Raw genomic sequence first — 26852 nt, forward strand, 5'->3', positions numbered from 1 at the left:
CTCCCTGGGCGAAGCCGAGCGATTGTTTGCTACCGTGGTTCCCATCCCACCGAAGTGGAACCGAAGCGAAAGAGATCCACGAATGTCACTGACACCCGAAGACCTTCTGAATCACGAGTTCTCCATCACCAAATTCCGTGATGGCTACGAGGTTGACCAGGTCGACGATTTCCTGGATCAGATCGCGGCAGAACTGCGCCAGCACGAAGAAGAGAAGGCCGAGCTGCGCAAGCAGATCGAAGAGCTGACCGCGAAGCTCGCCGAGGCCGAGGCCGGCAAGTCCGAGTCGCAGGTCGAGGCGTCCGAGCAGACCATCGTGGTCGATGCTCCGGCTCCCGCAGCTGCTCCCGTCTCCACCCCGAGCTTCGGCGAGGGCGACGCCGTCAAGTCGAGCGCCATGCTGCAGCTCGCGCTCGAACTGCACGACAAGCACGTCAGCGAGGGCGAGGCCAAGCGCGATCAGCTCATCCGCGATGCCGAGGCGACCTCCGCGCAGCTCGTGCAGGAAGCGCAGAAGCAGCGCGCCGAAGAGCTGCGCCTGCTCGGCGAGGAGCGCATCGAGTTCCGCAACAAGATCAAGGAGCTCCGCGAGTTCGAGGGCGAGTACCGCAACACGCTGCGCTCGTACATCCAGTCGCAGCTTCGCGGCCTCGAGGGCTCGCCTGAGCCCGGCGGGGCACCCGAGGGCCTGCAGTAGCCCCGGGCGTGAACGACGCATCCGAGCGGGCGGCGCGAATTCGCGCCGCCCGTCCTGCTTCGCGGCGACGACTGGTGCCCGTGCTCCTGTTCGTCGTCGCGATCGTCGTGTTCGCGGCTGACCAGCTCGTCAAGAACTGGGTCGTCGACACGCTGCCCGAGGGCCAGACCGTTCCGGTGCTCGGCGATTTCCTGCAGTGGCACTTCGTGCGCAACCCGGGTGCGGCGTTCTCGCTCGCGAGCGGCTCCACCTGGATCTTCACGATTCTCGCCACGGCCGTCGTCTGCGTGATCCTCTGGCAGATCCGTCGGCTCGGTTCGCTGCTCTGGGCAGCCTTCTTCGGTCTGCTGCTCGGCGGCGTGCTCGGCAACCTGACCGATCGCCTCACGCGCGCGCCCGGATTCCCGGTCGGGCACGTCATCGACTTCATCTCCACGCCGTGGATGATCCCCGCGATCTACAACATCGCCGACATCGCGATCTGCAGCGGCATGGCGCTGTTCGTGCTGGTGACGCTGTTCGGGCTCCCGCTCGACGGCTCGCCGCGTCGCAAGCGCGGCGAGGCGGAGCCCGGGGCGGACTGCGCCGAAGCGCCCGCGGCGGGCGCCGATCCCGAGCCGGAGACCCGCTGATGGAGCACCGTTCCCTTCCCGTTCCCGACGGTCTCGCGGGCGAGCGCGCCGATAGCGCCATCGCGAAGCTGCTCGGCTTCTCGCGCAGTTTCGCCGCGACCGTGGTCGAGGCAGGCGGCGTCGAGCTCGACGGACGGGTGCTCGGCAAGTCGGACCGGCTGGCTGCCGGTGGCTGGCTCCAGGTGAGCTGGACCGAGAAACGCGAACCCGAGATCGTTCCCGTGCATCTGCCCGAGCTGGGCATCGTGCACGACGATGACGACATCGTCGTGGTCGACAAGCCGGCCGGTGTCGCCGCACACCCGTCGCTCGGCTGGCAGGGGCCGACCGTGCTCGGCGCGCTGGCGGGTGCAGGCTTCCGGATCGCCACCTCCGGACCCGCGGAACGGCAGGGCGTCGTCCACCGGCTCGATGCGGGCACGAGCGGACTGATGGTGGTCGCCAAGAGCGAGCACGCCTATCGCGAGCTCAAGCGCGCTTTCAAGGAGCGCGAGGTCGAGAAGATCTACCACGCCGTCGTGCAGGGTCATCCTGATCCGTTCGCCGGCACCATCGAGGGGCCGATCGGCCGGCACCCGAACCACGAGTGGAAGTTCGCCGTGACGAGCGACGGCAAGCCGTCGGTCACCCACTACGAGACGATCGAGGCGTTCCCCTACGCCTCGCTGCTCGAGATCCACCTCGAAACGGGGCGCACGCACCAGATTCGCGTGCACATGTCGGCGCAGCGGCACCCCTGCGTCGGAGACGCGATGTACGGCGCCGATCCGAAGCTGTCGGAGCGACTGGGGCTGACCCGGCAGTGGCTGCACGCCATGCGCCTGGGGTTCCGGCATCCGGCGACGGGGGAGCCCGTGGAGTTCACCTCGAGCTATCCCGAGGACCTGCAGCACGCGCTCGACGTGCTCTCCGACTGACGCTCGTCGCCGATGTCGGCGGTGCCGCCTAGGATTCCGGCATGGGAATCGAGATCCGGCCCGCCGACGTCTACGACGACGTCCGCGCCGTCATCGGGCCGAAACGACCCGAGTCGAACGTCTGCTTCTGCCTGAGCTACCGCATCGGTTCTGCCGAGAACACGCGGCTCCGCGAACCCGCGCGCAGCGAACGGGTGCGCGGTCTGTGCTCCGAAGACCCTCCTCCCGGTGTGCTGGCGTACCTCGACGACGAGCCCGTCGGCTGGGCTGCAGTGCATCCGCGGGCCGGAACGAGCTTCGCCCGCAACCGAAAGATCCCGCACGTCGACGATCTCGATGTGTGGTCGCTGTGGTGCTTCCGCGTGCGTCCGGGGCACCGCGGCGCGGGCGTCGTGCATGCGCTCGCGAGCGGGGCGGTCGAATTCGCGCGGGCCAACGGGGCGCCGGCGATCGAGGGGTACCCCGTCGACAATGCCGGCCGGCCGGTGCACCAGACCATGGCCTATGTCGGGACCCGGGCGGTGTTCGAGCAGGCCGGGTTCTCCTGGGCCGCCGACACCGATTCGGTGCTGGCCGGTTTCCGCCGGGTCGTCATGCGCCTCGATCTGCGGGACGAGCGATGACCGCCGGCGGGCACGGCTCGGCAGAGCTGCGCGGGCTGCTCGATGCGCTACGAGCGCGGACCGAAGCGCGCATCGCGCGGATCTCCCTCGAACTGGACGAGCTCGCGCGCGCCCGCAGGAGCGAGAGTGACGACGACGAGCACGATCCGGAGGGCGTGCCGCTGTCGGCCGAGTGGTCGAGGCTCACCGGTCGACTCGAGGCGGCGCGCGAGGACCTGAGCGACGTCGAGGAAGCCGAACGCCGCCTGGCGGTGGGGGAGTACGGGGTCTGCACGGCGTGCCGCAGGCCCATCCCGATCGCGCGGCTGCGGGCGCGCCCGGCCGCCCGCACCTGCGTACCCTGCGGGGAACGCCGTGCGAGGTAGCGTCCGTACCGGCCGGGCGTCCGGAGCGCGCCCGCTGTCAGCGGTGCGCGATACCCTGGGACGGCCGACGAAAGGGGTCTGATTCGTGTCAGCGAACGACGGGTTCGTGCATCTGCACGTGCACAGCGAGTACTCGATGCTCGACGGGGCCGCGCGCGTCGGGCCGCTCATGGACGCCGCCGCCGCGCAGGGCATGCCCGCCATCGCGGTCACCGACCACGGCAACACCTTCGGCGCGTTCGATTTCTGGCGGCAGGCGAAGGATCGCGGGCTGAACCCGATCATCGGCATCGAGGCCTACCTCACGCCCGGGACGCACCGCACCGACAAGACGCGCGTGCGCTGGGGCAACGGCGGTGGCGACGACGTGTCGGGTGCCGGCGCGTACACCCACATGACCATGCTCTCGGAGACGACCGAGGGCATGCACAACCTCTTCCGGCTGTCGAGCTACTCCTCCATGCAGGGCTACTACTTCAAGCCCCGAATGGACCGCGAACTGCTGCAGACCTACGGCAAGGGGCTCATCACCACCACGGGCTGCCCCTCGGGCGAGATCCAGACCCGCCTGCGCCTCGGCCAGTACGACGAGGCCAGGCAGGCCGCTGCGGAGTTCCAGGACATCTTCGGCCGAGAGAACTTCTTCTGCGAGCTCATGGACCACGGACTCGACATCGAGCGCCGGGTGCAGTCGGACCTCATCAAGATCGCCCGCGACCTCAAGATCCCCCTCGTCGCCACGAACGACCTCCACTACGTGCACGAGGCCGACGCGGAAGCCCACTCGGCACTGCTCTGCGTCCAGTCGGGCTCCCGGCTCGACGACCCGAACCGCTTCAAGTTCGACGGCTCGGGCTACTACCTCAAGACCGCGGCCGAGATGCGCCACATCTTCCGGGACTTCCCGGACGCGTGCGACAACACGCTGCTCATCGCCGAGCGCTGCAACGTCGAGTTCAATACGACGGCCAACTACATGCCGCGCTACCCCGTTCCCGACGGCGAGACCGAGGACAGCTGGTTCGTCAAGGAGGTCGAGAAGGGACTCCACTACCGCTACCCCAACGGCATCCCCGACGCGGTGCGCAAGCAGGCCGAGTACGAGATCGGCGTCATCACGCAGATGGGCTTCCCCGGCTACTTCCTCGTGGTCGCGGACTTCATCAACTGGTCCAAGGACAACGGCATCCGGGTGGGCCCCGGCCGAGGTTCGGGCGCAGGCTCCATGGTCGCGTACGCCATGCGCATCACCGATCTCGACCCGCTGCAGCACGGCCTCATCTTCGAGCGGTTCCTCAACCCGGACCGCGTCTCGATGCCCGACTTCGACGTCGACTTCGACGATCGCCGTCGCGGCGAGGTGATCAAGTACGTCACTGAGAAGTACGGCGACGAGCGCGTGGCGCAGATCGTCACCTACGGAACGATCAAGTCCAAGCAGGCGCTGAAGGACGCCTCGCGCGTGCTCGGTTTCCCGTTCGGCATGGGCGAGAAGCTCACGAAGGCGATGCCGCCGGCCGTGATGGCGAAGGACATCCCGCTCTCCGGCATCACCGACCCCGAGCACCCCCGCTACAAGGAAGCGGCCGAGTTCCGGGCCGTCCTCACCGAGGACCCCGAGGCGAAGCTCGTCTACGACACGGCGCTCGGCCTCGAAGGCCTGAAACGGCAGTGGGGCGTGCACGCCGCGGGCGTCATCATGTCGAGCGATCCGCTGATCGACATCATCCCGCTGCAGAAGCGCGAGCAGGACGGCCAGATCGTCACGCAGTTCGACTACCCGACCTGCGAGGGCCTCGGCCTGATCAAGATGGACTTCCTGGGGCTGCGCAACCTCACCATCATCTCCGACGCGCTCGAGAACATCCGCCTCAACCGGGGCGAAGAGCTCGACCTCGAGCGCCTCGAGCTCGACGACGCGGCATCCTACGAACTGCTCGCCCGCGGCGACACGCTCGGAGTGTTCCAGCTCGACGGCGGTCCCATGCGCGGTCTGCTCCGACTCATGAAGCCCGACAACTTCGAGGACATCTCGGCGGTGCTCGCGCTCTACCGGCCGGGTCCCATGGGGGCGGATTCGCACACCAACTACGCGCTGCGCAAGAACGGCCTGCAGCCCATCACCCCGATCCACCCCGAGCTCGAGGAACCGCTGAAGGACATCCTCGAGACGACCTACGGCCTGATCATCTATCAGGAGCAGGTCATGTCGATCGCCCAGCGGGTGGCCGGCTTCTCGCTCGGCCAGGCCGACATCCTCCGCCGCGCGATGGGCAAGAAGAAGAAGTCCGAGCTCGACAAGCAGTACGAGGGCTTCTCGGGCGGCATGAAGGAGCGCGGCTTCTCCGAGGCGGCCATCAAGGCGCTCTGGGACATTCTGCTGCCGTTCTCCGACTACGCCTTCAACAAGGCCCACTCCGCAGCGTACGGTGTCGTCAGCTACTGGACCGCGTACCTGAAGGAGCACTACCCGGCGGAGTACATGGCCGCGCTGCTCACGAGCGTCGGCGATTCGAAGGACAAGCTCGCGCTCTACCTCAACGAGTGCCGTCGCATGGGCATCAAGGTGCTGCCGCCGGCCGTCAACGACTCATTCGCGAACTTCTCCGCCGTCGGCGACGACATCCGCTTCGGTCTCGGAGCGATTCGCAACGTCGGTACGAACGTGGTCGAGGGGATCCGCGAGGCGCGCGAGAGCAAGGGTCGGTTCGAGACCTTCCACGACTTCTTGAAGAAGTGCTCGATCACGGTGCTGAACAAGCGCACGGTGGAGTCGCTGATCAAGGCGGGCGCGTTCGACGGCCTCGGCGGCACCCGTCGCGCGCTGGTCGAGATCCACGAGCAGTCGATCGAGAGCGCGGTGAAGGAGAAGCGCGACGCGGAGCACGGCAACGTCGGATTCGACTTCGACAGCCTCTTCGCCGAGGCGGCGGAGGAGCAGGGCGACGCTGGCGAGACCGTCTCGCAGGTTCCCGACCGACCCGAGTGGACCAAGAAGGACAAGCTCGCGTTCGAGCGCGAGATGCTGGGCCTCTACGTCTCCGACCACCCGCTGCGAGGCCTCGAGGCGGCGCTGGCGAAGGAGGCGAGCGACTCGATCGAGCGCGTCACGAACCCGGAGTCCCACCTCGACGGCGAGATCGTCACCGTCGCGGGGCTGCTCACGAGCGTGCAGCACCGCACGGCGAAGTCGGGAAACCTCTATGGCATGGTCACCATCGAGGACTTCACGGGCGAGGTGCAGGCCCTCTTCATGGGCAAGTCCTACCAGGAGTTCGGCAGCCTGCTGCAGCCGGACTCGATCGTCGCGCTGCGCGGCAAGGTGAACGCGCGTGACGACGGCATGTCGATGCACGCCTACGGCGTCAAGCCGATCGACGCGGCGGTGCAGGACGACGCGAGCACGCTCATGCTGACGCTGCCCGACCAGCGGGCGACGGAGGACCTCATGCACGAGCTGAAGGGCACGCTGAAGCGGCACCGCGGCGAGAGCGAGGTCCGGCTGCATCTGCTGACCTCGACGAGCGTGCGCGTCTTCGACCTGCCGTTCCCGGTCCGCATCACCTCGGACCTCTACGGGGAGCTGAAGGGGCTGCTGGGTCCGCGCTGCCTCTCGGAGCCCGGGGCGTAGGCTGGCGTCATGCGTGAACTTCAGCACCGGATCCAGGAGGCGCTCGGCGCCCGAGCGGAGGTCGACCCTGCGGTCGAGATCGAGCGTCGAGTGAGCTTCCTCGTCGACTACGCGCGAGCCGTGCCCGGTGTGCGCGGCTTCGTGCTCGGCATCTCGGGCGGGCAGGACTCGTCCCTGGCCGGCCGTCTGGCCCAGCTGGCGGTCGAACGACTGCGCGGCGAGGGGGTCGAGGCCGAATTCGTCGCGGTGCGGCTGCCCTACGGGGTGCAGCACGACGAGGACGACGCGCAGCTCGCACTCTCCTTCATCCGTCCCGACCGCGCGGTCGCGATCGATATCGCGCCGGGCGTCGACGGCATCGTGGACTCGGTGGATGCCGCACTGGGCGAGGCGACCACCGATTTCACGAAGGGCAACGTGAAGGCGCGCATGCGTATGATCGCGCAGTACGCGATCGCGGGCGACCGAGGGCTCCTCGTCATCGGAACCGATCACGCGGCCGAGGCGATCACCGGCTTCTTCACCAAGTTCGGCGACGGCGCGGCCGACGTCGTGCCGCTCGCCGGTCTCACCAAGGGGCAGGGCGCCGCCATGCTGCAGCAGCTCGGCGCACCTGAGCGGCTCTGGCAGAAGGTCCCCACCGCCGATCTGCTCGACGGCGAACCCGGTCAGTCGGACGAGTCGAGCCTCGGTGTGAGCTACCCGGTGATCGACGCGTACCTGCGCGGCGAGAACGTGCCGGAGGCCGCGGCCGAGAACCTCGAACGCCGCTACCGCGGCACCGAGCACAAGCGGCGCCAGCCCGTCGGGCCCGATGACGACTGGTGGCGCGCGAACGCGGGCGGCACCCGATGACGACGAGCTACGTGCTGGCCGGCGGCTGCTACTGGTGCCTCGATGCCGCCTATCGTGCACTGCGCGGCGTCACGGACGTCGCCTCCGTGTTCACGGGCGGCCGCACCGAGCACCCGAGCTACGCGGAGGTCTGCACCGGCAGCACCGGCCACGCCGAGGCGGTCGTGGTGACCTTCGACGAGTCGGTGCTGCCGGCCGATGTGGTGCTCGACGCCTTCTTCACGATGCACGATCCCACGCAGCTGAACCGACAGGGCGCCGATGTCGGCACCCAGTACCGCTCGGCGATGTTCCCGCGCGATGACGAGCAGCGCGCTCGTTTCATCGCCGCGCGGGATCGCGCCGCCGAGTGGTGGCCGGGCGAGATCGTGACCGCGATCGAGCCGCTCGGCCCCATCTACCCGGCGCCCGAGGAACACCAGGACTTCTTCGCGAAGAACCCCACCCAGGGATACTGCCTCGCCGTGGCCGCGCCCAAGGTGAGCAAGATCCGCGCTTCTTTCAGCGAGTACCTCGCCTGAGTCGCCCCCGGCGCATGCGCACGCCTCGCGCCGAGGCTCCGGCGCTCAGGATGCGAGCGGAAGCTCCTCTCCGTCGTCATCGATGGCCTCCGGAACTCCCGAACCCGTCGGGTCTGTCGAGCCGGCAGAACCGGCCGCTTCGAAGGCGGATGCCGGGACTCCGGCACCGGGCACGGTCCACGCCGCCGCGCCGGAGTCCTCGACCGGATCGGAAGATCCCAGGGAGCCGGGGGCCGTCGGCCCCGTGGAATCCGCGGACTGCTCCACATCCTGGCCGGGAGCCTCGGGAGCCTCGGGAGACTCGGGCGACTCGGGAGATCCGGGAGATCCGGGAGATCCGGCGGATCCTGCGACCGGGAGCGACGTCACGATTGCGCCGCCGCGCTGCCCCGGGGCCTGCCTCGCGAAGCGGGAAGTGCCCCAGCGCAGCTCGTGGCCGAGCGCATCCGCCTCGATCTCGACCGAGGTTCCGCTGCGTTCCTTGTTCTCCCAGTTGCGGACCCGGAGCCGGCCGCTGACCAGCACGCGGTCGCCCTTCTGGAACGAGTAGTGCGAGTGCTCTGCCAGTGAACGGAACGCGGTGACCGAGTACCAGTTCGTCCCGCTCTCCACCCAATCGCCGCGCTCGCGGTCGTAGCGGCGCTCGCTGCTCGCGAGCCGGAACGAGCACAGGGGAACGCCCGCGCCCGTACGGATGAGTTTCGGGACGGTCGCGATGGTGCCGACGACGGAGATGGGGGTGCTCATGAGGGTCCTCCTCTGCAGTTGCGCCCGGCCGAAGGTGCGGGCTGCTCGATAAGTGACGGTGGGTGCTGAGCTTCGAGGGCCGCCGCTCCCACCGGTCTCCAGTGTGGAACCCGACCGGGTCGCGGAGCGCGAGAGCGCGGGAATGTGGACGAGATCCGAGATGATCCCGTCCCGAAGCGACCTGTGAGCGGAGAAGGGCCGGGCCGGCAGACCGACGCGGAAGGCCGGACCGGTGGGGCGGACGGCAGAACACGCCGTGCCGGTTTCTCCCACGCCGACCCCGTACACTGAGCCGGGTGAGCAGTGCTTCCCCCCATCGCCCCCGTCGATTCCGTGCGGGCGCGTCCGCCGTTCTCGCCGCAGGGCTGCTTGTCGGAGTGCCGATATTGAGCGGTTGCGCGATCTTCGAAGGGCCGACTCCCGAGACTCCGGCGCGCACTACCCCGGCTCCGCCCAAGGAAGCGCCGAAGCTGATCCCCGGCGGCACCGCCGAGCAGAACGAGCCCTATTTCACCGAGGTGATCCGCGCGTTCTCGACGGGCAAGGAGGCGGTGCAGGGCGAACCGGTCGTGCAGGCCGTCGCCAAGGCCGGCTTCGACAAGCAGGCGATGCAGGTCAGTTTCGACAAGACCAAGACCGACCTCGTCGCCGACTACATCTACGTCTCGGTGCGGATCGGGCAGGGCTGCCTCATCGGCCAGATCTCGACGACCGACCGCAGCTTCTCCGTCGACCAGGTCGCGGCGATCGGCCCCAACAAGGACATCTGCCTGATCGGCAAGACCCGGCCGATCGACTTCTGATCCGAGCTAACTGAGATCCCAGAGCAGCCGGTAGTAGGCGATCCGCTCGGGATCGGGGTCGACTCCGTAGCCGGCGTAGACGGCGTCCTCGTAACCCGGACCGAAGTTCCAGACCGTGCTCCATGATGCGATCGCCAGGTCCGCCCAGCGGTCGGCCGTGCCGAGCGCGCCGAGATCGACGTGGGCGAGGAACGCGCCGGTCTCGTCGAGCAGGGTGTTCGGTGCGCAGGCGTCTCCGTGGCAGACGACGGGATCGTCGACCGGGGGAGCGCTGCGCAGGAGGTCCCGCGCCTCGCCGATCGTGAGAGCGCGGTGCTCCGGTGCCCATTCCGCAGGGCCGGTCCCGCGAGTCAGCCGTTCCTCGACCTGAACGAGGCGTTGCTCGATCGACCAGTCGAAGGGGCAGGTCGAGGCGTCCAGCCGATCGTGCAGATCCCGCAGGCCGGCACCGATGGCTCGGGCGGCGGTCTCGGGCTCGGCGATCCATCGTGGTGCGACCGCCGAATGGCCCGGAAGCGCGGCGGTGATCAGCCAGGATCCGCTCGGGTCCGAGCCCGACTCGATGACGCGGGGTACCCGGGCGCCCTGCTCGGCGGCCCAGACCAGCCGTGCGGCCTCCGCGTCGAGGTCGAGTTCCGGAGTGCCCGCTGCGACCCATTTGAGATAGCGCGCGGCCGAGCGGTCGCGGAAGGTCAGACCGCCGAGTTCGTTCTCCCACACCGTCTCGAGGGATCCGGACGATCGATCCAGGATCGCGTCGGGGGCTTCGACCGGTTCGGCGGGGGATCCCGCGAGCGCTCGCTCAGTCATCGCTCCATGCTGCCAGTTCCCCTCGGGAGATGTCGGTGCGGGCGGCTAGAGTAGAGGCGATTCTCATCAGACCAGAGCACAAGGAGTTCGGGGCGCCCGCGCCCGGGAAACATATGGCCGAGTACATTTACCAGATGGTTCGCGCCCGCAAGGCGGTCGGCGAAAAGCTCATCCTCGACGACGTGACCATGGCGTTCCTGCCCGGAGCAAAGATCGGCATGGTCGGTCCCAACGGCGCCGGCAAGTCGACCATCCTCAAGATCATGGCGGGCCTCGACACCCCGTCGAACGGCGAGGCCGCGCTCGCACCGGGCTTCTCGGTCGGCATCCTCATGCAGGAGCCCGAGCTCGACGAGTCGAAGACCGTGCTCGAGAACATCCAGGACGGCATCGAGATCAAGGCCAAGGTCGATCGCTTCAACGAGATCTCCGCGCTGATGGCCGAGCCGGACGCCGACTTCGATGCACTGCTCGCCGAGATGGGCACCCTGCAGGAGGAGATCGACGCTGCCGACGGGTGGGATCTCGACAACCAGCTCGAACAGGCGATGGACGCGCTGCGCACGCCGCCGGCCGACGCCGCGATCGGCCCGCTGTCGGGCGGCGAGCGTCGCCGTGTCGCGCTCACCAAACTTCTGCTGCAGAAGCCCGATCTGCTGCTCCTCGACGAGCCCACCAACCACCTCGACGCCGAGAGCGTGCTCTGGCTCGAGCAGCACCTGCAGAAGTACCCCGGTGCGGTCATCGCGATCACGCACGATCGCTACTTCCTCGACAACGTCGCGGAGTGGATCGCCGAGGTCGATCGCGGGCGCCTGTACCCCTACGAGGGCAACTACTCGACCTACCTCGAGAAGAAGGCCGAGCGTCTCGACATCCAGGGCAAGAAGGATGCGAAGCTCGCGAAGCGCCTGAAGGAAGAGCTCGACTGGGTGCGTTCGAACACCAAGGGCCGCCAGGCCAAGTCGAAGGCGCGTCTGGCGCGCTACGAAGAGATGGCGGCCGAGGCGGAGCGCACGCGGAAGCTCGACTTCGAGGAGATCCAGATCCCCGCGGGTCCGCGTCTCGGCAACATCGTCATCGAGGCGAAGGGGCTCCAGAAGGGCTTCGGCGATCGCACGCTCATCGACGGCCTCTCGTTCTCGCTGCCGCCGAACGGCATCGTCGGCGTGATCGGCCCGAACGGCGTCGGCAAGACCACGCTCTTCAAGACCATCGTCGGCCTCGAGCCGCTCGACGGCGGCGACCTGAAGATCGGCGAGACGGTCCAGATCAGCTACGTCGATCAGAACCGCGCCAACATCGACCCCGAGAAGACGCTGTGGGAGGTCGTGTCCGACGGACTCGACATCATCACGGTCGGCAAGACCGAGATCCCCTCGCGCGCCTACGTGTCGAAGTTCGGGTTCAAGGGACCGGATCAGCAGAAGAAGGCCGGCGTGCTCTCGGGCGGTGAGCGCAACCGACTGAACCTCGCGCTGACGCTCAAGCAGGGCGGCAACCTGCTGCTCCTCGACGAGCCGACCAACGACCTCGATGTCGAGACCCTGCAGTCGCTCGAGAACGCGCTGCTCGAGTTCCCCGGCTGCGCCGTGGTCATCACCCACGACCGGTGGTTCCTCGACCGCATCGCGACGCACATCCTCGCCTACGAAGGCACCGAGGAGGAGCCCGCGAACTGGCACTGGTTCGAGGGCAACTTCGAGGCGTACGAGGCGAACAAGCTGGAGCGGCTCGGGCCCGACGCGGCGAACCCGTCGCGCAGCCACTACCGCAAGCTCACGCGCAACTGACGCTCTCCGGCGACGGGGCGCAACCGCAACGGTTGCGCCCCGTCGCGGTTTCGAGCGCACACCGACTCACCTCGACTGGAAGGATCCCCGCATGGCGCGCACCCATGTCGACCTCGAGCTCCGCTGGGGCGATCAGGACGCGTACGGGCACGTGAACAACGTCGCCTACGCCCGCTACCTCGAAGAAGCGCGCGTGCGCACCTTCTGGCTGGGCAGCGGACGCGAGCGCACCGGCATGGAACGGCACTTCCGTGGGGACGATCCCGACGGGCCGAAGATGCTGGTCGCGAGCCAGCAGATCGAGTTCCTGCGCGTGCTCGAATACGCGGAGCAGCCGATCACCGTCGAACTCTGGATCGGCAAGCTCGGCGGGTCCTCGCTCGAGGTGCACTACGAGATCGTCGACGGCTCCCAGGCGGAGCGAACCGTCGTCGCGCGCGCGATCACCGTCGTCGTGATCGTCGACGGGAAGACCCTGCGGCCCATGCGCCTCTCGGGCGAGGGCCGCGAGTCGGTCGAGGCCTGGATGGACGAACCGCTGCGGCTCGGGCGCCGCTGACCCCGCGCCCGGGCCGAGCTCGGCTCGGCACGAGCGCTGACCTCCAGTAGGAGATCCGGCTTCAGACGGACGAATTCCTGCAGGGTGCTCCTTCTGAAGCCGAATCTCCTTCTGGAGCAAAGCGCTTCAGCGGTGGCGAGGCCCGCACACGCCGCCGAGCACGCGAAACGTGACAGGGGATTCCCGCCTACCCCCGAGGCAGCCGGACCGTGACCTCCTGGGAGACCGACGCGACGAGCGCACCCGAGCGGTCGTAGAAGCGTCCGGTGGAGAGCCCGCGCCCGCCCTGCGCGGTGGGGGATTCGAGCTCGTAGAGCAGCCAATCGTCGACGCGGAACGGCCGGTGGAACCACATCGCGTGGTCGAGGCTCGCCGCGCGCATGCCCGGAGTCGCCCAGGGGATGCCGTGGCGACGGGCGACGGGTTCGACCAGCAGGTAGTCGCTCGCGAAGGCCAGCGCGGCGCAGTGCTGCAGCGATCCGCCCTCGAAGGTGTCGCGGCTGCGCATCCAGACCCGCTGCTTCGAGGTGCGCTCGGGCACCTCGAGCAGGATGTCGGACTCGACGTAGCGGAAGTCGAACGGCCGGTTGAGGATCCAGGACGCGCGCCCGCCGTCGGCCAGGTGCCCGTACTTCTCCCACACCGCGGGCAGGTCCTCGGGCGGCACGACGCCGCTCAGGTCGATGGGATCCTGATGTTCGAGCCCGTCGTCGTCGGACTGGAACGAGGCGATCATCGACATGAGCACTTCGCCGCCCTGGTAGGCCTGCGTGCGCCGCGTCGAGAACGACCGTCCGTCGTGCAGGCGGGCCACCTCGAAGGTCATGCGCTCGATGCTGTCGCCCGGGCGGAGGAAGTAGGCGTGCATCGAGTGGATCTCGCGGTCGTCGGGCACCGTGGCCCCCGCCGCCGAGATGGCCTGGCCGAGCACCTGGCCGCCGAACGAGCGCCCGTGGGGCGTCGGCAGCGCGGGGCCGGTGAAGATGTCGTCCTGGGTGCGGGCGCCCGCGTCGAGCACCGAGATCATCGTCATGAGATCGGGATCTGTGGGCATCGGAACCTCCTGGCGGCGCGGAACGGCTGTCCGCTTCAGTCTATGACCGGCAGCGGGTCCGTTCCGGGAAGGCGACGCGGTGTCCGCCCGGGCGCCGCGACTAGGCTGGGGTCGATGTCCGCACCGCTCCACCTCGCCGATCACGCCACCCGCGACGACCTCCGCATCTTCCTCGAACGGCTGGAACGCGCCGGGCGTGCGGAGGTGCGCATGGTGACCCGCGGATCGACCCTCGCGGTCTTCGGCTGCACCCAGGCGCCCGCGGGGATCCTGGATCCGCTCCCGGTGGTGCTCGCCGCGCGCGCCTTCGCGCTTGCCGAGCCTCCGATCGATGCGGTGGACGCCACCGTCGCGAGCCGTGCGCTGCTCGACCGCATCGCTCGGATGGGCGTCCTCGGCAGGGAGCTCGACGTGCCCGATGCGACGCTCGCCGCGGCCTGGGCCGGTGTGCTGCCTCCGACGAGCGGATGGGAGGCCGCGGGCTCGATCGACGCCGCCTCGCTCGCCGCGGTCGCCGCCGAGGGCGTGCAGCGGGTCGCCGAGGCCCTGCCCGAGCAGCCGGGGGAGGCCGTCGTGCAGAAGGTCCGCGCCCAGGTCTGGGGCGCCCCCATCGCCGAGGGGATCCCCGCCGCGGCCGCGTTCGCGGCCGACGCGCTCGGGTTCCTCCGCGACGAGCGGGTGCTCCGGATCAGCCGCTCGCGCAGCTGGACCCGGCTCTCGGGCTCCCGCGGCGACGTCCTGGTGCGCGGGGGTCTCGGCCGACCGTGATCCCGTGACGGCCGATCCTCGGCTACACTAGGACGGTCAACCCGAGGAGTGTATTCATGGCCAACGTCAACGGCATCATCGACCCGCCCATCGACGAGCTGCTCGCCAAGGTGGATTCGAAGTACGCCCTGGTCGTCTTCGCGTCGCAGCGCGCTCGGCAGATCAACGACTACTACACCGATCTGCACGACGGCAACCTGTTCGACAACGTGGGCCCGCTCGTCGAGTCCTCCGTCGACGACAAGCCGCTGTCGATCGCGCTGCACGAGATCGTCGAGGGCAAGCTGACCATGACGAAGCGCGCCGCGGTCGAGGAACTCCCCGCTGAGGCGGACTCGGCCGAAGAGCTGTCGGAGTAACCCGCAGCAACGATGTCGGCGGCGTCGGATAGCCTTGGGGCTGTTCCGGCGCCGCTGTCGTTTTTCCGAGCGCCGACCCCGCTCGGCGCCGACCGCGAGCTGCAGCGTCCGCCCGTGCACCAGTCCGCACTCAGCCACTTCCCACAGAGGAGCCCATCGTGTCCCTTCGCCAGTTCACCTCGGAGTCCGTCACCGAGGGGCACCCCGACAAGATCTGCGATCGCATCTCCGATTCGATTCTCGACGCGCTGCTCGAGCAGGATCCGGGAGCGCGCGTCGCAGTCGAGACCCTGGTGACGACGGGGCTCGTGCACGTCGCGGGCGAGGTGTCGACCACGGGCTACGTCGAGATCCCGCAGATCGTGCGCGATGCGGTGCGCAACGTGGGCTACACGAGCTCCGACATGGGCTTCGACGCCGGTTCCTGCGGCGTGTCCGTCTCCATCGGCCAGCAGTCGCCCGACATCGCGAACGGTGTCGACGCCTCGCTCGAGGTGCGCGAGGGCACGACCGATGACGACGCGCTGAACCAGCAGGGTGCGGGCGATCAGGGCATCATGTTCGGCTACGCCACCGACGAGACCCCCGAGCTGCATCCGCTGCCGAGCTGGATCGCGCACCGCATGGCGGAGCGCCTCACCGAGGTGCGCAAGCACGGAATCCTGCCCGAGCTGCGTCCCGACGGCAAGACCCAGGTGACCATCGGCACCGATGGCGATCGTCCGGTCAGCGTCGAGGCCGTCGTGGTCTCGACCCAGCACTCGGCCGACATCTCGCAGGCGGCGCTGCGCGAGGCGGTCGAGCGCGAGGTCATCCGCCCCGTGCTCGAGCGCGTCGAGCTCGCGAGCGGCAACGCCGAGCTGTTCATCAATCCTGCCGGCCCGTTCGTCATCGGCGGACCCATGGGCGACGCGGGTCTCACCGGTCGCAAGATCATCATCGACACCTACGGCGGGGCGAGCCGCCACGGCGGCGGCGCATTCAGCGGCAAGGACCCGTCGAAGGTCGACCGTTCGGCCGCGTACGCCATGCGCTGGGTAGCGAAGCACGTGGTGCGTGCGGGCCTCGCGAAGCGCGCGGAGCTGCAGGTCGCCTACGCGATCGGTCGCGCCCACCCGGTCGGCCTCTACGTCGAGACCTTCGGCACCGAGACCGTGCCGCTCGACCGCATCGAGGCGGCGGTCCGCCAGGTCTTCGATCTGCGCCCGCTGGCGATCATCCGCGATCTCGACCTGATCCGCCCGATCTACGCGCAGACGAGCGCCTACGGGCACTTCGGTCGTGAGCTGCCCGACTTCACCTGGGAGGCGACGCCCCGCGTCGCCGAGCTGCGAGCGGCCGCAGGGATCGACGCGGCGTGACCGCCGAGGGTGCTGCCGGCCGCAGGGTCGCCAGGATCCTGCTCGACACGAGCCTGCCGCAGCTCGACCATCTGTTCGACTACGCGATCCCGGGCGAGCTCGCCGACGAGATCCGGGCGGGCCAGCGCGTTCGGGTTCCGTTCCGCTCGCAGAACCGCAAGAGCTTCGGCACGGTGATCGAGTTCGCCGAGCAGAGCGACTTCGGCGGCGAGCTGGCGCAGATCGCCGAGATCGTCAGTCCGTTGCCGACGCTCACCCCCGAGGTGTGGCGGCTGGCGCGCGCGGTCGCGGACCGTGCCGCGGGCAGCGCCGGCGACATTCTGCGTCTCGCGATCCCGACACGGCAGGTGCGGGTCGAGAAGCAGCACCTCGCGGGCACCGCGCCCGACCCGGGGGAGCACGACACGCCCTTCGCGGCCGAAGCCGCGGATACGGAACTCGCCGGTCTGCTGACGGGCGGGGCGCGTCTCGCCGTCGACGCCTCGCACGGCCCGATCCGGCTCGGCACGGGCGAGTGGGTCGGTGGCTGGAGCCTGCAGCTCGCGCGGGCGGCGCTCGCCGTGCACGCGGAGGGTCGCAGCGCGATCGTCGTGCTGCCCGACTACCGCGATCTCGACCAGCTGCGCGACGCGCTCGCCTCGCTCGGGCACGCGGGCGTCGTGCGGCTCGACGCCCGGCAGTCGAAGGGTGAACGCTACGCGGCGTTCCTGCGCGCGCTCGACCCGGAGCCGCGGATCATCATCGGTAACCGTTCTGCCGTCTACGCACCGGCGCACGAGCTCGGTGCGATCCTGATGTGGGACGACGGCGATCCCGTGCTCGCCGAACCGCTGGCACCCTACGTCCACGCGCGTGACGCCGCGCTCGTGCGAGCCGGGCAGTCCGGGGCGGGGCTCCTGTTCGCCGCGCACTCCCGCAGCGCCGAGATCCAGCGCCTCGTCGAGATCGGCTACGTCCAGCCCCAGCGCCTCCCGCCCCGGCGCACCCGCGTGGTGCACGCCGACGCCTCGATGACGCCCGACGCCTTCGCGGGCCGCGTGCCCGAGTTCGCCGCGCGCATCATCCGGCAGGAATCCCGCCGCGGGCCGGTGCTCGTGCAGGTCGCCACCCCCGGCTACGCGCCCATCGCCGTCTGCGCTTCGTGCGGCGACGTCGCCCGCTGCCGTGCCTGCGCCGGGCCCATCGGCTTCCGATCAGCCGGCGTCGCCGCCTGCCGCTGGTGCGGCGAGCCCGCGCGTCCGTGGCAGTGCGCGACGTGCGACGGGACCGTGCTCACCGAGCGCGGCATGGGATCCCAGCGCACCGTCGAGCAGTTCGAGCGGCAGTTCTCCGACGCGCGTGTGCTGCTCAGCGACGGAGAGCATCCGCGCGAGCGCGTCGACGCGCGCCCGGCACTCGTCGTGGCGACGCGCGGCGCCGAACCGATCGCGGCGGGCGGCTATCGCGCGGTCGTGCTGCTCGATGCCGAACGGCTGCTCGGAATCGAGTCCCTGCGCGCCGCCGAGGACTGTATGCGCTGGTGGGAGAACGCCGCCGCGCTCGCCGCCCCCGACGGGCAGTGCGTCGTCGCGTCCGGCGGCGGTCCGACCGTGCAGGCCTTCGTCACCGGGCGCACCGAGGAGTGGCGTTCGGCCGAGCTGCACGACCGGCACGCGCTCCGGTATCCCCCCGCGGTCCGAGTCGCGAGCGTGACGGGCGGAACCGCGGAGGTCGAACGCGCGCTCGCGTCCATCAGGGATCTCGGCGCGCAGGACCCGTCCGTCCCCGGCATCGACGTGCTCGGCCCGGTTCCGGCTCGCGGGCCGAGCGGGTACGAGCAGGTTCCCGGCATCGTACGCCTCATCGTGCGCTTCGACTACGGGCTCGGTGCCGAGGTCGCGCGCCGGCTGCGCGGTGTGCTCGTCGCCGATGCCGCGGGATCCTCCGCACGCACTCGCGGTCGGCCGCCCGGGCGCGCCCGGCCGGAAGCACTGCGCCTGCGATTCGACGACCGGGGAGTCTTCGACGGCTAGTCCCGGCGGCACCCGCTGCGCCCGCGGGCTACGCTGAGGCCATGAGCATCGAATCCTGGTTCGGGGGAGTCGTCACCGTCGTCGAGGTGCTCGGCGTGGTCGCCATGATCGCGGGGTTCGCGATCGCGCTGGTGCTGTCGGCGCGGGCGCTGCTCGCCGGTCGGGGCGGCCGCACCGCGTTCCAGACACTGCGGACCTCGATCGGCGGATCGATCCTGCTCGGGCTCGAGATCTTCGTCGCTGCGGACATCATCCGTACGATCTCGACGCCCTCGCTGGAGGATGCAGCGGTGCTCGGGCTGATCGTGCTGATCCGCACCGTGCTCAGCATGTCGATCCAGATCGAGATCGACGGCGTGGCCCCGTGGCGCCGCGCGGCGCTCACGAGCGGGGCCGAGGTGCTGGCCGCCGAGGTCGCGCGGGGCCGGCGTGCGGCCGACCCCGCGCGATAGCTCACGCCCGCGCGAGCCGCTCCGCGACGAAGTCCACGTCCTTGTCGCCGCGGCCCGAGAGGTTCGCGATGATGATCGCGTCGGGACCGAGCTGCGGGGCCAGCTTCACGACGTGCGCCAGCGCGTGCGACGACTCGAGCGCGGGGATGATCCCCTCGGTGCGGGTCAGCAGCTGGAACGCGTCGAGCGCCTCGGTATCGGTGACGCTCACGTACTCGCCGCGTCCGGTCTGCTCCAGGTGGGCGTGCTGCGGCCCGACGCCGGGGTAGTCGATGCCCGATCCGATGGAGTGCACAGGAGCCGGCTCGCCGTTCTCGTCGAGCAGCACCTTGGTGTGCATGCCGTGCAGGTCGCCGACGACGCCCTTCGTCATGGTCGCCGCGTGCCGGTCGGTGTCGAGGCCCTCGCCGGCGGGTTCGACCCCGATCACGCGCACCGACTCGTCGGTGAGGAACGCGTCGAACAGGCCCATGGCGTTCGATCCGCCGCCGACGCAGGCGACGAGCGCATCGGGGAGGCGCCCTTCTGCCTCCAGGATCTGGGCCCGCGCCTCCCGCCCGACGACCGACTGGAAATCGCGCACCATCGACGGGAACGGATGCGGGCCGACGACGGAGCCGATGGCGAAGAGGTACTCGTCGGGCGACGCGGCGTAGACCTCGAACGCCGAATCGACCGCTTCCTTCAGCGAGCGGCCCCCGCGCTCGACGGGCACGACCCTGGCGCCGAGCAGTTCCATGCGGACCACGTTGGGGTGCTGCTTGGCCACATCGATGGCGCCCATGTGGATCTCGCACTCGAGACCGACGAGCGCGGCTGCGGTCGCGAGCGCGACGCCGTGCTGCCCGGCTCCCGTCTCGGCGATCACCTTGGTCTTGCCCATCCGCTTCGCGAGCAGCGCCTCACCGAGCGTGTGGTTGATCTTGTGCGCACCGGTGTGGTTGAGGTCCTCGCGCTTCAGGTAGACCTTCGCGCCCCCGAGCCGGTTCGTCAGGTTCTCGGCGAAGTACAGCAGCGAGGGGCGGCCGACGTACTTCGACAGCAGATCCTGGTACTGCCGCAGGAACTCGGGATCCTGCCGGGCGGCCTCGTAGGCCTCGGCGACCTCGGCCATGGGGGCCGCGAGGAACGGCGGAAGGATCGCGCCGCCGAACTCGCCGAAGTACCCGGCGCCGTCGGCGCGGTAGGGGGACACGGACGAGTCGTCGGCGGAAGTCGTGGTGGGGTGTGTCATTGGAGAGGTCCTTTGCGTCATTGCGCCACTCGAGACGAAAAAACACCGCCTACGAGAGACGGTGTCGGAAATGCATGCAGATGCGCGAGGTCGAGACCGCCTAGGCGGCCCACCACTGATTCGCGATATGCATGGGGCGATCGTAGAGCACTCCGAGGCCGTCGGGCAAGCTCGAGAGCTCGGGCGAGCGCCCGCACGAGGACTCGCGGCCCACCGGGATGCGAGAATGGGGGGATGCGCATCCTCTTCGCCGGAACTCCCGAGTTCGCCGTGCCCAGTCTTCGAGCGGTCGTCTCCGCAGGCCACGAGGTCGTCGGCGTGATCACCCGGGAGGACGCGCCCCTGGGACGCAAGCGGGTACTGACTCCTTCGCCCGTGGCGCTCGCCGCCGAAGAGCTCGGCCTGCCGGTGCTGAAGGCCAATCGGCTCGGGGCCGATGCCACCGAGTGGGCCGCATCGCTCGAGGCGGACCTCGGCGTGATCGTCGCCTACGGCGGACTCGTGCGAGAACCGCTGCTCTCGCTGCCCGCCCACGGCTGGATCAATCTCCACTTCTCGGAACTGCCCCGGTGGCGCGGTGCGGCACCCGTGCAGCGCGCCCTCGAAGCGGGCGAGCAGAACCTCGGCGTGACGGTGTTCCGCCTGGTCGAGGCGCTCGATGCCGGCGACGTGCTGACGCGTGACGCGCGGGAGTTCCCCGCGGGCACCCCCGCGGGTGCCGCGCTCGCCGACCTCGCCGAATTCGGCACCGGCGCGCTCGTCGCGGCGATCACGGGCCTCGCAGACGGATCCCTCAGCGGCGAGCCTCAGGCGGGCGAGGCGAGCTATGCGCACAAGCTCGGCCGGGAGGACGGCCGCCTCGACCTCTCACGTCCCACCCGCGAGGTGCTCGCCAAGTGGGCGGGCATGACCCCCGAGCCGGGCGCCTACGCCCACTACGACGAGCAGCCCCTCAAGCTGCACGAGGTGCGCCGAGCCGCCGACGACGCCGCTGCGGGAGCCGACGGTGCCGGTACCGTCGAGCTGATCGACGGGCGCGCGATCCTGCGCCTCGCCGACGGATCCCTCGAACTCGTGCGCGTGCAGCCGGCGGGCAAGGCCGCGATGGACGGCGCCGCCTGGTTGCGCGGCCGCGGGGGATCGGCGGTGCTCGCATGAGCGCGGAGCACGCGAACCAGGGCGGCCGCGGCAGCCGAGGGAACCGGGCGAACCGCGGAGGCCGGCACCGGAACGCCGGACGCCCGAACGGAGACGGCAGCGGACGCGGCCGCGGGAACTCCGGGAACGACCGGGGGCGACCCGGTCCGCGGGAGCATCGGCCCGCCGGCCGGGTCTCTGCCGCGCGCCTCGCCGCCTACGACGTGCTCCGCGACGTCGACGAGCGCGAGGCCTACGCCAACCTGGCCCTGCCCGCCCGCATCCGCGAGGCCGGACTGAACCCCCGCGACGCCGCGTTCGTCACCGAACTCGTCTCGGGCACCCTGCGCGGACGTGGCCGCTACGACCGCATCATCGAGCTCGCCTCGTCCCGCGAGATGGATCGGATCGACCCGCGCACCCGCAACGTGCTCCGCCTCGGCGCCCACCAGCTGCTCGCGATGCGCACCGCAGACCACGCCGCCCTCAACGAGAGCGTCGAGCTGCAGCGCCTGGTCGCGAACGCCGCAGGCGCCGGATTCGTCAACGGGGTCCTGCGCGCCATCAGCCGATCCACCGACGCCGAATGGAACGACCGGATCGACGCCGAAGCGCCGTCCGCCGACGCCGCGCTCGCGGCGCGCACCTCCCACCCGGGCTGGATCCTGCGCGCGCTGCGCGATGCGCTCGCCGCCGAGGGCCGCGTCGACGAGCTCCACGCGCTGCTCGCCGCCGACAATCGTGCGCCCCGGGTCAGCCTCGCGCTGCTTCCGGGGTCGGGCATCGACGTCGACACCGCCGAGGCGCTCGGCGGTGAGGCCGGGATCGCGGTCGCGGGCCCGTCGCCCCTCGGCCTCGAACTCGCGGGCGGGGATCCCGGTCGTGCGATCGACGATCTCGACCTTCCCGAGGGCACGCTCCGCGTGCAGGACCAGGGCTCGCAGCTCGCCGCGCTGGCGCTGCTGCGCGCGAGTGAGATCCGCGCGGGGGAGCAGTGGCTGGATCTGTGCGCGGGGCCGGGCGGCAAGACCGCGGTGCTCGCGGCGGAGGCCGAGCTGATGGGCGCCGAGCTGCGCGCCAACGAGGTGGCCGAGCACCGCGCCGAGCTCGTGCGCCGCGCGGTCGTGGCATCCTCCGACGCGGTTCACGTCGTCTCGCACGACGGTCGGGAGCCCGAGGCGTTCGGCGACGGCGGACCGGCGAACGGCGGTACGCGCCGCTACGACCGGATCCTGGTCGACGCGCCCTGCTCCGGACTCGGCGCGCTGCGTCGACGCCCCGAGGCGCGCTGGCGCAAGGCGCCGAGCGACCTGCCCGAGCTGACCCGGCTCCAGGCCGAGCTGCTCGACGCCGCCGCGGACCACCTCGCCGACGACGGCCTGCTCGCGTACGTGACCTGCTCGCCGCACCTCGCCGAGACCCGGGTCGTGCTCGACCGGCTGCTGGCGAAGCGCTCCGAACTGGAGGAGCTCGACGCGAAGGCGGTGCTGAACCGCATCGCGCGCGAACCCCTGGATCTCGCGGGCGACGCGCGGAGCGCACAGCTGTGGCCGCACCGCAACGGCACCGACGCGATGTTCATCGCGCTGCTGCGCCGGCGGAGCTGAGGGTCGGGCGGCAGCCGCCCGCTGAGGCCTCGTCGAGATGACCCGAACGCGGGTTACGGGCCCCCATAACCCGCGTTCGGGTCATTTCGGCACGCCTGCGTCCGGTTGCTGGGCGAGTGAGAGCACGGGTTCGCGGGGCGCGTGAAATCCGGTATGCAAGATCCGGATTTGCATTCTGATTGCGGGTGCCAGTAGGTTCGCTATGAATCGCGCGCACCGGGGGATGCGCGGGGGAGATTCTGCCCGCCCGTCCATTTCTCATCCTTGGAGTCGCGTTGCTGTTGCGCCGTGTTCGTATCATCTACTTGTGTTCCTCGCGTCAGAACGCCGCGGGCTTCGGCGGTCTCGCCCACATTGGGTCTGAGTCGAAGGATGACCGGCGCTGAATGGACATCTATCCCTTCGTTTTCGGTTGTATTTCCATCGTTGTGGGGATACTTACTTTCATATTCAGGGTGCGCATAGCCAAGGCCGAGTCCTGGTTCCATCGAGAGGCTCCGGGCGGCGGCAGTGAGAAGGTCGCGAGGTATGCGACCGTCAGGAGCGTTGTGGTGACCGCGCTATTCGCCGTCGCGCTGGGCACATGGTCGGTCGTGCGCGCCTTCGGCGTCGCCGGATGAGCGCGCATCGTCCGGATCCGGGAAATGAGCGTCGGTCCCCGAAAGCGCTCATCTTTCGCGCCGGGATAGGGAGGCGGGATGGCTGAGCGAATCCCGCGGATCGAGCCGCGCGCCTGGAAGCGGCCCACATATGTCGGGATATTCATCCTCGGGCTGTTAATCCTGCCCGGAATGATCGGCTCCGTGCGTCGCATGATCGACGACGGTGCGGTCAAGAACCTCGGCGACATTCTCTGGGTGGTGCTCCCACCGCTGGTCTTGCTCTTCGAACCGGCGCGCTCCTGGCTGAGCGACGTTCGCGCCTCGCGGCACATCGCCGGGAGCCGTCGAACCGAATATCCGGGGCTGACGCGTCACGTCCGCCTGGGAACTCGTGGAGCCCACGATCTGAGTGATTTCTGCGGTCGACCGGTATTCGCTGACGGAGAAACACGAGGCATCGTCACCGTGTCGCCGGAAGGCCTCGCGATCTGGAACTGCCGAACCCGCGAGAACGAATGCAATATTGCCTGGAACTCGATCGGATCCGTGCAGCCCGCGCGAGTCGAAACTGCCGTCTGGAAGAGCTCCGGCATTCGCCTGACCGCTGCCGAGAGTACGGGCGCTGAGGCCGGCGTTGGGATCGGACTGGAGCTGCGTTCGAAAGTGCTGTACGGCGCATTCGGCGCCGGAGCAGAGGCATCCGCTCGGTTCGCCGCTGAACTCGATGCGCTCCGGAAGGAAGGGATTCGGAATGATGAATGAACAGAGGAAACCGGAGCAGGAGTCCGGCCAGGCCTATTGGGTGGCGGGCCTCTCGCCACTCGTGCCGTACCTCGGGGGCGTCCTGCAATTGGTGCTCCCGGCGATCCTGCTGCAGCAGGCGCGCTCGAGTCCCTCACGCTTGGTGCGCGAGAACGCACGGTGGGCGGCGAACTGGAACCTCACCTGTTTCGTGCTCACGCACTCGCTCGCGGCCCTCTGCGTCGTGATCGCGGTCATTTCGTTCGTGTTCGAGATCGATGGGCTGTTCACCTGGGCGATCATCCTGATGTGCCTGGCGTGCCTCACCGTCGTCGTGCACCTTGTGGTGACCACGATCGGGATCATCGTCTCCGGTCGGCGAGTCTTCCGCCCGGTGATCGCGATCCCGTTCTTCCGCGAGGTCGAGCCCGCACCGGAGTGGGTGTTCGACTCGGGCAGGGCACCGCTGCGGTGACGCGGTCGAGCCCCGCCGGAGCGAGCCCCACCGAGGTCCCCAGCCTGCGAGGCCAGCGAGGCCCCTCTCGCGCAGCCTTCTGGCTCCTCCTCCCCGTTACGCTGGCCAGCCTGCTCAGAATGGCTATGCACATTGCAGACAGCTTCAAGGAATCGGCGGAAGCCGGAACCGGTGCATTGCTCACGGTCGTGCTCATCGTCGGGGCCTGCGTCGTAGCCATGGGAATCATCGGGACAATTCTGGAGCTCGTCGCCTACTCGCGAGCGCGCAATGCCTCGGGGGTGCGGCACCTGGTGCCGATGCAGCTCACGGTGAACAGCTACCGGCAGGCCTTCGACCTCGTCGGAGATCCCGTGTTCCTGCCGGCGAAGGATCACGGGGTCCTGCTGGCGCTGCGCGACGACCGCATCGAGATCTACGCCGGGTTGAGCGAGTACTCGGGACCGCGCATGGTGCTGCCGTACGCCGACATCACCGGGATCGAGCGGAGACGGGTGCGGATCTACGCGGGCGATGTTCCCGGCATCGCGTTCGAATGCGCGGGAACGGTGTTCGAGCTGGGTTTCGTGCGGACGGTCGTGTTCCGTCCGCTGGAGATCTCGAAAGGCCTGGCCGAGCAGAGATACCGCGAGATCGAGTCCGCGATCCATGGAAGCGCCGCGCATTGACCCAGGCGAAGCCCCTTCGAGATGCCCCGAACGCGGGTAATGGGTCTCCATAACCCGCGTTCGGGTCATCTCGGCGACTCGCGATGCGTGCACCCCTGACCGAACGAGAGAAATCCCCATACGCTGGAGGCATGGACGCACAGGACTACGCCGACGCGCTGCGGCCGCTGCTCGCCGCGCACACGGACGATGCGGCCGCACGTCTCGAACGCTTCCATCGTGCCGCCGAGGAGGCCGGGGCCAGCATCGACGGTGTCCTGATCGACGTGTTCGTCGACCAGGACGCCGAGGGTCCGTTCGACGTCTGGGCCCGGTTCGAGGGCCGCGATGCGTTCCTCCTCGACCGCCGTTTCGACGACGATCGGCACCTCTTCGGCGTCGAGTGGGGCGAGGACGGCTGGGAGCCGGATGTGCCGCCGCGCCCGCGCGGGTGGATACGCGACGATCTCGAACGGGCCGCGCTCGACGCCGTCGTCGAGTGGCTCTCGCCGCGGATTCCGCCCGGGGCTCCCGACGGGTTCTGGCGCATCGGGATCCCAGGCGGAGCGGACGCGTGACGGCCGCGCAGCGAGGCCGGCTCTCGTTCCGGACCGTCTACGGCGGACCCGGGATCCCCGGCGGCACGATCACCGAGCTCAAACGCCTCCAGATCGCGCTCCGCGACCTCGAGTGGGGTTACGACTACGACCTGTTCGTCACGGTCGGCGGCGACCTCACGGTGGTCTCCGAACCGACCGGACTGCATCGTCCCCGCGTTCGGCTCGCCGCCCGGACCGCGAGCGGCGAGCTCCGTTTCAACAGCGACGAGGTGCTGCGGGGGAACGACCCCGCGACCATGCTGCGGAGCGGGGTGCTCGAGGCGCTCGGCATGCTCGTCGACCGGGTGGCGGCTCGCGATCCCGAGTTCGACGCCGACGCGGACCGAGCGCTGATCACCCGGCTGCGCGACGCTGGACCGGCGGTGCAAACCCTGTCAGGATGACGTCATGGGCGTCATCAACACGTACTTCATCGCGAGCGACGACGCTGCGGCCGCGTCGGTGGTCGAAACCGGACCCGACGCGGCGAACGGGCCCGTGCTCGACGCCGTGGATCCGACCGTGCAGGCCGGGACGCTCCAGGAACTCCTCACCGGCGAGCCGTACGACAACATCACCGGTGAGCGGTCCTGGGCGCGCCTGGTGAGCGAGCCGGATCACGACTCCGCGTGGGTCGTCTCGCTGCCGGGCACCTTCACCGATACGCTCGCGGGTGCGAGTGACGAACGCCTGGCCGAGATCGTGGGCCCCTGGTCCGAGACCGAGGAATTCTGGGGTGCGGGTGATCCCGAATACCTCCTGCCGATGCTCCGCGACTGGCGGGCGCTCGCCCGCACCGCGCGGGAGCGCGGCGAAGCGCTGTACTGCTGGAACTCTCTGTAGCCGCGAGA

29 protein-coding genes are annotated in these 26852 nt (G+C 69.6%); 25 read left to right on the plus strand and 4 right to left on the minus strand.

Annotated features, from left to right (window positions below):
• Positions 1–82 precede the first annotated feature (82 nt).
• The 8 genes from AB3K78_RS04520 to msrA all read left to right on the plus strand — a co-directional run bounded on the left by AB3K78_RS04520 (position 83) and on the right by msrA (position 8241).
• Entirely contained in the window at positions 83–697 is a 615-nt protein-coding gene (locus tag AB3K78_RS04520) for a DivIVA domain-containing protein (protein WP_416446530.1), read from the plus strand.
• A gap of 8 nt (positions 698–705) precedes the next feature.
• A complete protein-coding gene (lspA, locus tag AB3K78_RS04525; protein WP_416446532.1) occupies positions 706–1329 on the plus strand; it encodes a signal peptidase II in 624 nt (207 codons plus the stop codon).
• Positions 1329–2246 carry an RluA family pseudouridine synthase gene (locus AB3K78_RS04530; protein ID WP_416446534.1) on the plus strand — a complete coding sequence of 306 codons (918 nt, stop codon included), beginning with the start codon at positions 1329–1331 and terminating at the stop codon, positions 2244–2246. Before lspA ends, AB3K78_RS04530 begins: the two co-directional genes overlap by 1 nt.
• Positions 2247–2287: 41 nt before the next feature.
• Complete coding sequence (locus AB3K78_RS04535; RefSeq protein ID WP_416446536.1) at positions 2288–2869, plus strand: GNAT family N-acetyltransferase; 582 nt, start codon at positions 2288–2290, stop codon at positions 2867–2869.
• Positions 2866–3234, plus strand: coding sequence for a TraR/DksA family transcriptional regulator (locus AB3K78_RS04540; protein WP_416446538.1), 369 nt, complete (start codon positions 2866–2868; stop codon positions 3232–3234). Before AB3K78_RS04535 ends, AB3K78_RS04540 begins: the two co-directional genes overlap by 4 nt.
• An 85-nt stretch (positions 3235–3319) precedes the next feature.
• Complete coding sequence (gene dnaE, locus AB3K78_RS04545; protein WP_416446540.1) at positions 3320–6865, plus strand: DNA polymerase III subunit alpha; 3546 nt, start codon at positions 3320–3322, stop codon at positions 6863–6865.
• A 9-nt stretch (positions 6866–6874) separates the two neighbouring features.
• Positions 6875–7720 (plus strand): ammonia-dependent NAD(+) synthetase, encoded by an 846-nt coding sequence (gene nadE, locus AB3K78_RS04550; protein WP_416446542.1) that lies wholly within the window; start codon positions 6875–6877, stop codon positions 7718–7720.
• Complete coding sequence (msrA, locus tag AB3K78_RS04555) at positions 7717–8241, plus strand: peptide-methionine (S)-S-oxide reductase MsrA (protein WP_416446544.1); 525 nt, start codon at positions 7717–7719, stop codon at positions 8239–8241. The genes nadE and msrA overlap by 4 nt, the downstream gene beginning before the upstream one ends.
• A gap of 45 nt (positions 8242–8286) precedes the next feature.
• Here the strand turns inward: msrA and ssb are convergent, their stop codons facing one another.
• Positions 8287–8988, minus strand: coding sequence for a single-stranded DNA-binding protein (ssb, locus tag AB3K78_RS04560; RefSeq protein WP_416446546.1), 702 nt, complete (start codon positions 8986–8988; stop codon positions 8287–8289).
• Positions 8989–9365: 377 nt separating this feature from the next.
• Here ssb and AB3K78_RS04565 point away from each other — a divergent pair, with 377 nt between their 5' ends.
• Complete coding sequence (locus tag AB3K78_RS04565; protein ID WP_416447303.1) at positions 9366–9791, plus strand: DUF6993 domain-containing protein; 426 nt, start codon at positions 9366–9368, stop codon at positions 9789–9791.
• A gap of 6 nt (positions 9792–9797) precedes the next feature.
• On the opposite strand, the gene AB3K78_RS04570 is transcribed toward AB3K78_RS04565, so the two are convergent.
• A complete protein-coding gene (locus AB3K78_RS04570) occupies positions 9798–10601 on the minus strand; it encodes an aminoglycoside 3'-phosphotransferase (protein ID WP_416446548.1) in 804 nt (267 codons plus the stop codon).
• Between the two features lie 113 nt (positions 10602–10714).
• Between AB3K78_RS04570 and ettA the strand changes: the two genes are divergently transcribed.
• A complete protein-coding gene (gene ettA / locus AB3K78_RS04575; protein WP_099724807.1) occupies positions 10715–12394 on the plus strand; it encodes an energy-dependent translational throttle protein EttA in 1680 nt (559 codons plus the stop codon).
• Positions 12395–12485: 91 nt separating this feature from the next.
• Positions 12486–12953, plus strand: a complete 468-nt coding sequence (locus AB3K78_RS04580) for an acyl-CoA thioesterase (protein ID WP_416446550.1) — start codon at positions 12486–12488, stop codon at positions 12951–12953.
• A gap of 187 nt (positions 12954–13140) precedes the next feature.
• Here AB3K78_RS04580 and AB3K78_RS04585 read toward each other — a convergent pair whose 3' ends face one another.
• Positions 13141–14007 carry an acyl-CoA thioesterase gene (locus AB3K78_RS04585; RefSeq protein WP_416446552.1) on the minus strand — a complete coding sequence of 289 codons (867 nt, stop codon included), beginning with the start codon at positions 14005–14007 and terminating at the stop codon, positions 13141–13143.
• Between the two features lie 114 nt (positions 14008–14121).
• Here AB3K78_RS04585 and AB3K78_RS04590 point away from each other — a divergent pair, with 114 nt between their 5' ends.
• From AB3K78_RS04590 to AB3K78_RS04610, 5 genes are all read left to right on the plus strand, one after another.
• Positions 14122–14775 carry a hypothetical protein gene (locus AB3K78_RS04590; RefSeq protein WP_416446554.1) on the plus strand — a complete coding sequence of 218 codons (654 nt, stop codon included), beginning with the start codon at positions 14122–14124 and terminating at the stop codon, positions 14773–14775.
• Positions 14776–14831: 56 nt separating this feature from the next.
• Positions 14832–15134 (plus strand): DNA-directed RNA polymerase subunit omega, encoded by a 303-nt coding sequence (rpoZ, locus tag AB3K78_RS04595; protein WP_046455342.1) that lies wholly within the window; start codon positions 14832–14834, stop codon positions 15132–15134.
• Between the two features lie 158 nt (positions 15135–15292).
• Positions 15293–16495, plus strand: a complete 1203-nt coding sequence (metK, locus tag AB3K78_RS04600; RefSeq protein ID WP_416446556.1) for a methionine adenosyltransferase — start codon at positions 15293–15295, stop codon at positions 16493–16495.
• Entirely contained in the window at positions 16492–18507 is a 2016-nt protein-coding gene (locus AB3K78_RS04605) for a hypothetical protein (protein ID WP_416446558.1), read from the plus strand. Before metK ends, AB3K78_RS04605 begins: the two co-directional genes overlap by 4 nt.
• Positions 18508–18548: 41 nt before the next feature.
• Positions 18549–18959 carry a DUF1622 domain-containing protein gene (locus AB3K78_RS04610; protein WP_416446560.1) on the plus strand — a complete coding sequence of 137 codons (411 nt, stop codon included), beginning with the start codon at positions 18549–18551 and terminating at the stop codon, positions 18957–18959.
• A gap of 1 nt (position 18960) precedes the next feature.
• Here the strand turns inward: AB3K78_RS04610 and trpB are convergent, their stop codons facing one another.
• Positions 18961–20193, minus strand: a complete 1233-nt coding sequence (trpB, locus tag AB3K78_RS04615) for a tryptophan synthase subunit beta (RefSeq protein ID WP_416446562.1) — start codon at positions 20191–20193, stop codon at positions 18961–18963.
• A gap of 234 nt (positions 20194–20427) precedes the next feature.
• On the opposite strand from trpB, the gene AB3K78_RS04620 reads away from it, so the two are divergent.
• From AB3K78_RS04620 to AB3K78_RS04660, 9 genes are all read left to right on the plus strand, one after another.
• The gene (locus tag AB3K78_RS04620; RefSeq protein ID WP_416446564.1) at positions 20428–21351 is read left to right on the plus strand and encodes a methionyl-tRNA formyltransferase; all 924 of its coding nucleotides are present in this window, start codon (positions 20428–20430) and stop codon (positions 21349–21351) included.
• Entirely contained in the window at positions 21348–22937 is a 1590-nt protein-coding gene (locus tag AB3K78_RS04625; RefSeq protein ID WP_416446566.1) for an RsmB/NOP family class I SAM-dependent RNA methyltransferase, read from the plus strand. Before AB3K78_RS04620 ends, AB3K78_RS04625 begins: the two co-directional genes overlap by 4 nt.
• Positions 22938–23323: 386 nt before the next feature.
• Positions 23324–23557, plus strand: a complete 234-nt coding sequence (locus tag AB3K78_RS04630) for a hypothetical protein (RefSeq protein ID WP_416446567.1) — start codon at positions 23324–23326, stop codon at positions 23555–23557.
• A gap of 78 nt (positions 23558–23635) precedes the next feature.
• Positions 23636–24301: a hypothetical protein gene (locus tag AB3K78_RS04635; RefSeq protein WP_416446569.1), complete on the plus strand. Its 666-nt coding sequence runs from the start codon at positions 23636–23638 to the stop codon at positions 24299–24301.
• Positions 24291–24755, plus strand: coding sequence for a hypothetical protein (locus AB3K78_RS04640; RefSeq protein WP_416446571.1), 465 nt, complete (start codon positions 24291–24293; stop codon positions 24753–24755). Before AB3K78_RS04635 ends, AB3K78_RS04640 begins: the two co-directional genes overlap by 11 nt.
• Before the next feature lie 119 nt (positions 24756–24874).
• A complete protein-coding gene (locus AB3K78_RS04645) occupies positions 24875–25423 on the plus strand; it encodes a hypothetical protein (RefSeq protein WP_416446573.1) in 549 nt (182 codons plus the stop codon).
• A 131-nt stretch (positions 25424–25554) separates the two neighbouring features.
• A complete protein-coding gene (locus tag AB3K78_RS04650) occupies positions 25555–25980 on the plus strand; it encodes a DUF6389 family protein (protein WP_416446575.1) in 426 nt (141 codons plus the stop codon).
• On the plus strand, positions 25977–26405 hold the full coding sequence (locus tag AB3K78_RS04655; RefSeq protein ID WP_416446577.1) for a hypothetical protein: 429 nt from the start codon (positions 25977–25979) through the stop codon (positions 26403–26405). Before AB3K78_RS04650 ends, AB3K78_RS04655 begins: the two co-directional genes overlap by 4 nt.
• 4 nt (positions 26406–26409) lie before the next feature.
• Positions 26410–26844: a hypothetical protein gene (locus tag AB3K78_RS04660; RefSeq protein ID WP_416446579.1), complete on the plus strand. Its 435-nt coding sequence runs from the start codon at positions 26410–26412 to the stop codon at positions 26842–26844.
• Positions 26845–26852 lie beyond the last annotated feature (8 nt).

Origin of the sequence: Leucobacter sp. HNU (genome assembly GCF_047946755.1) — a bacterium.
Classification (GTDB): Bacteria; Actinomycetota; Actinomycetes; order Actinomycetales; family Microbacteriaceae; genus Leucobacter.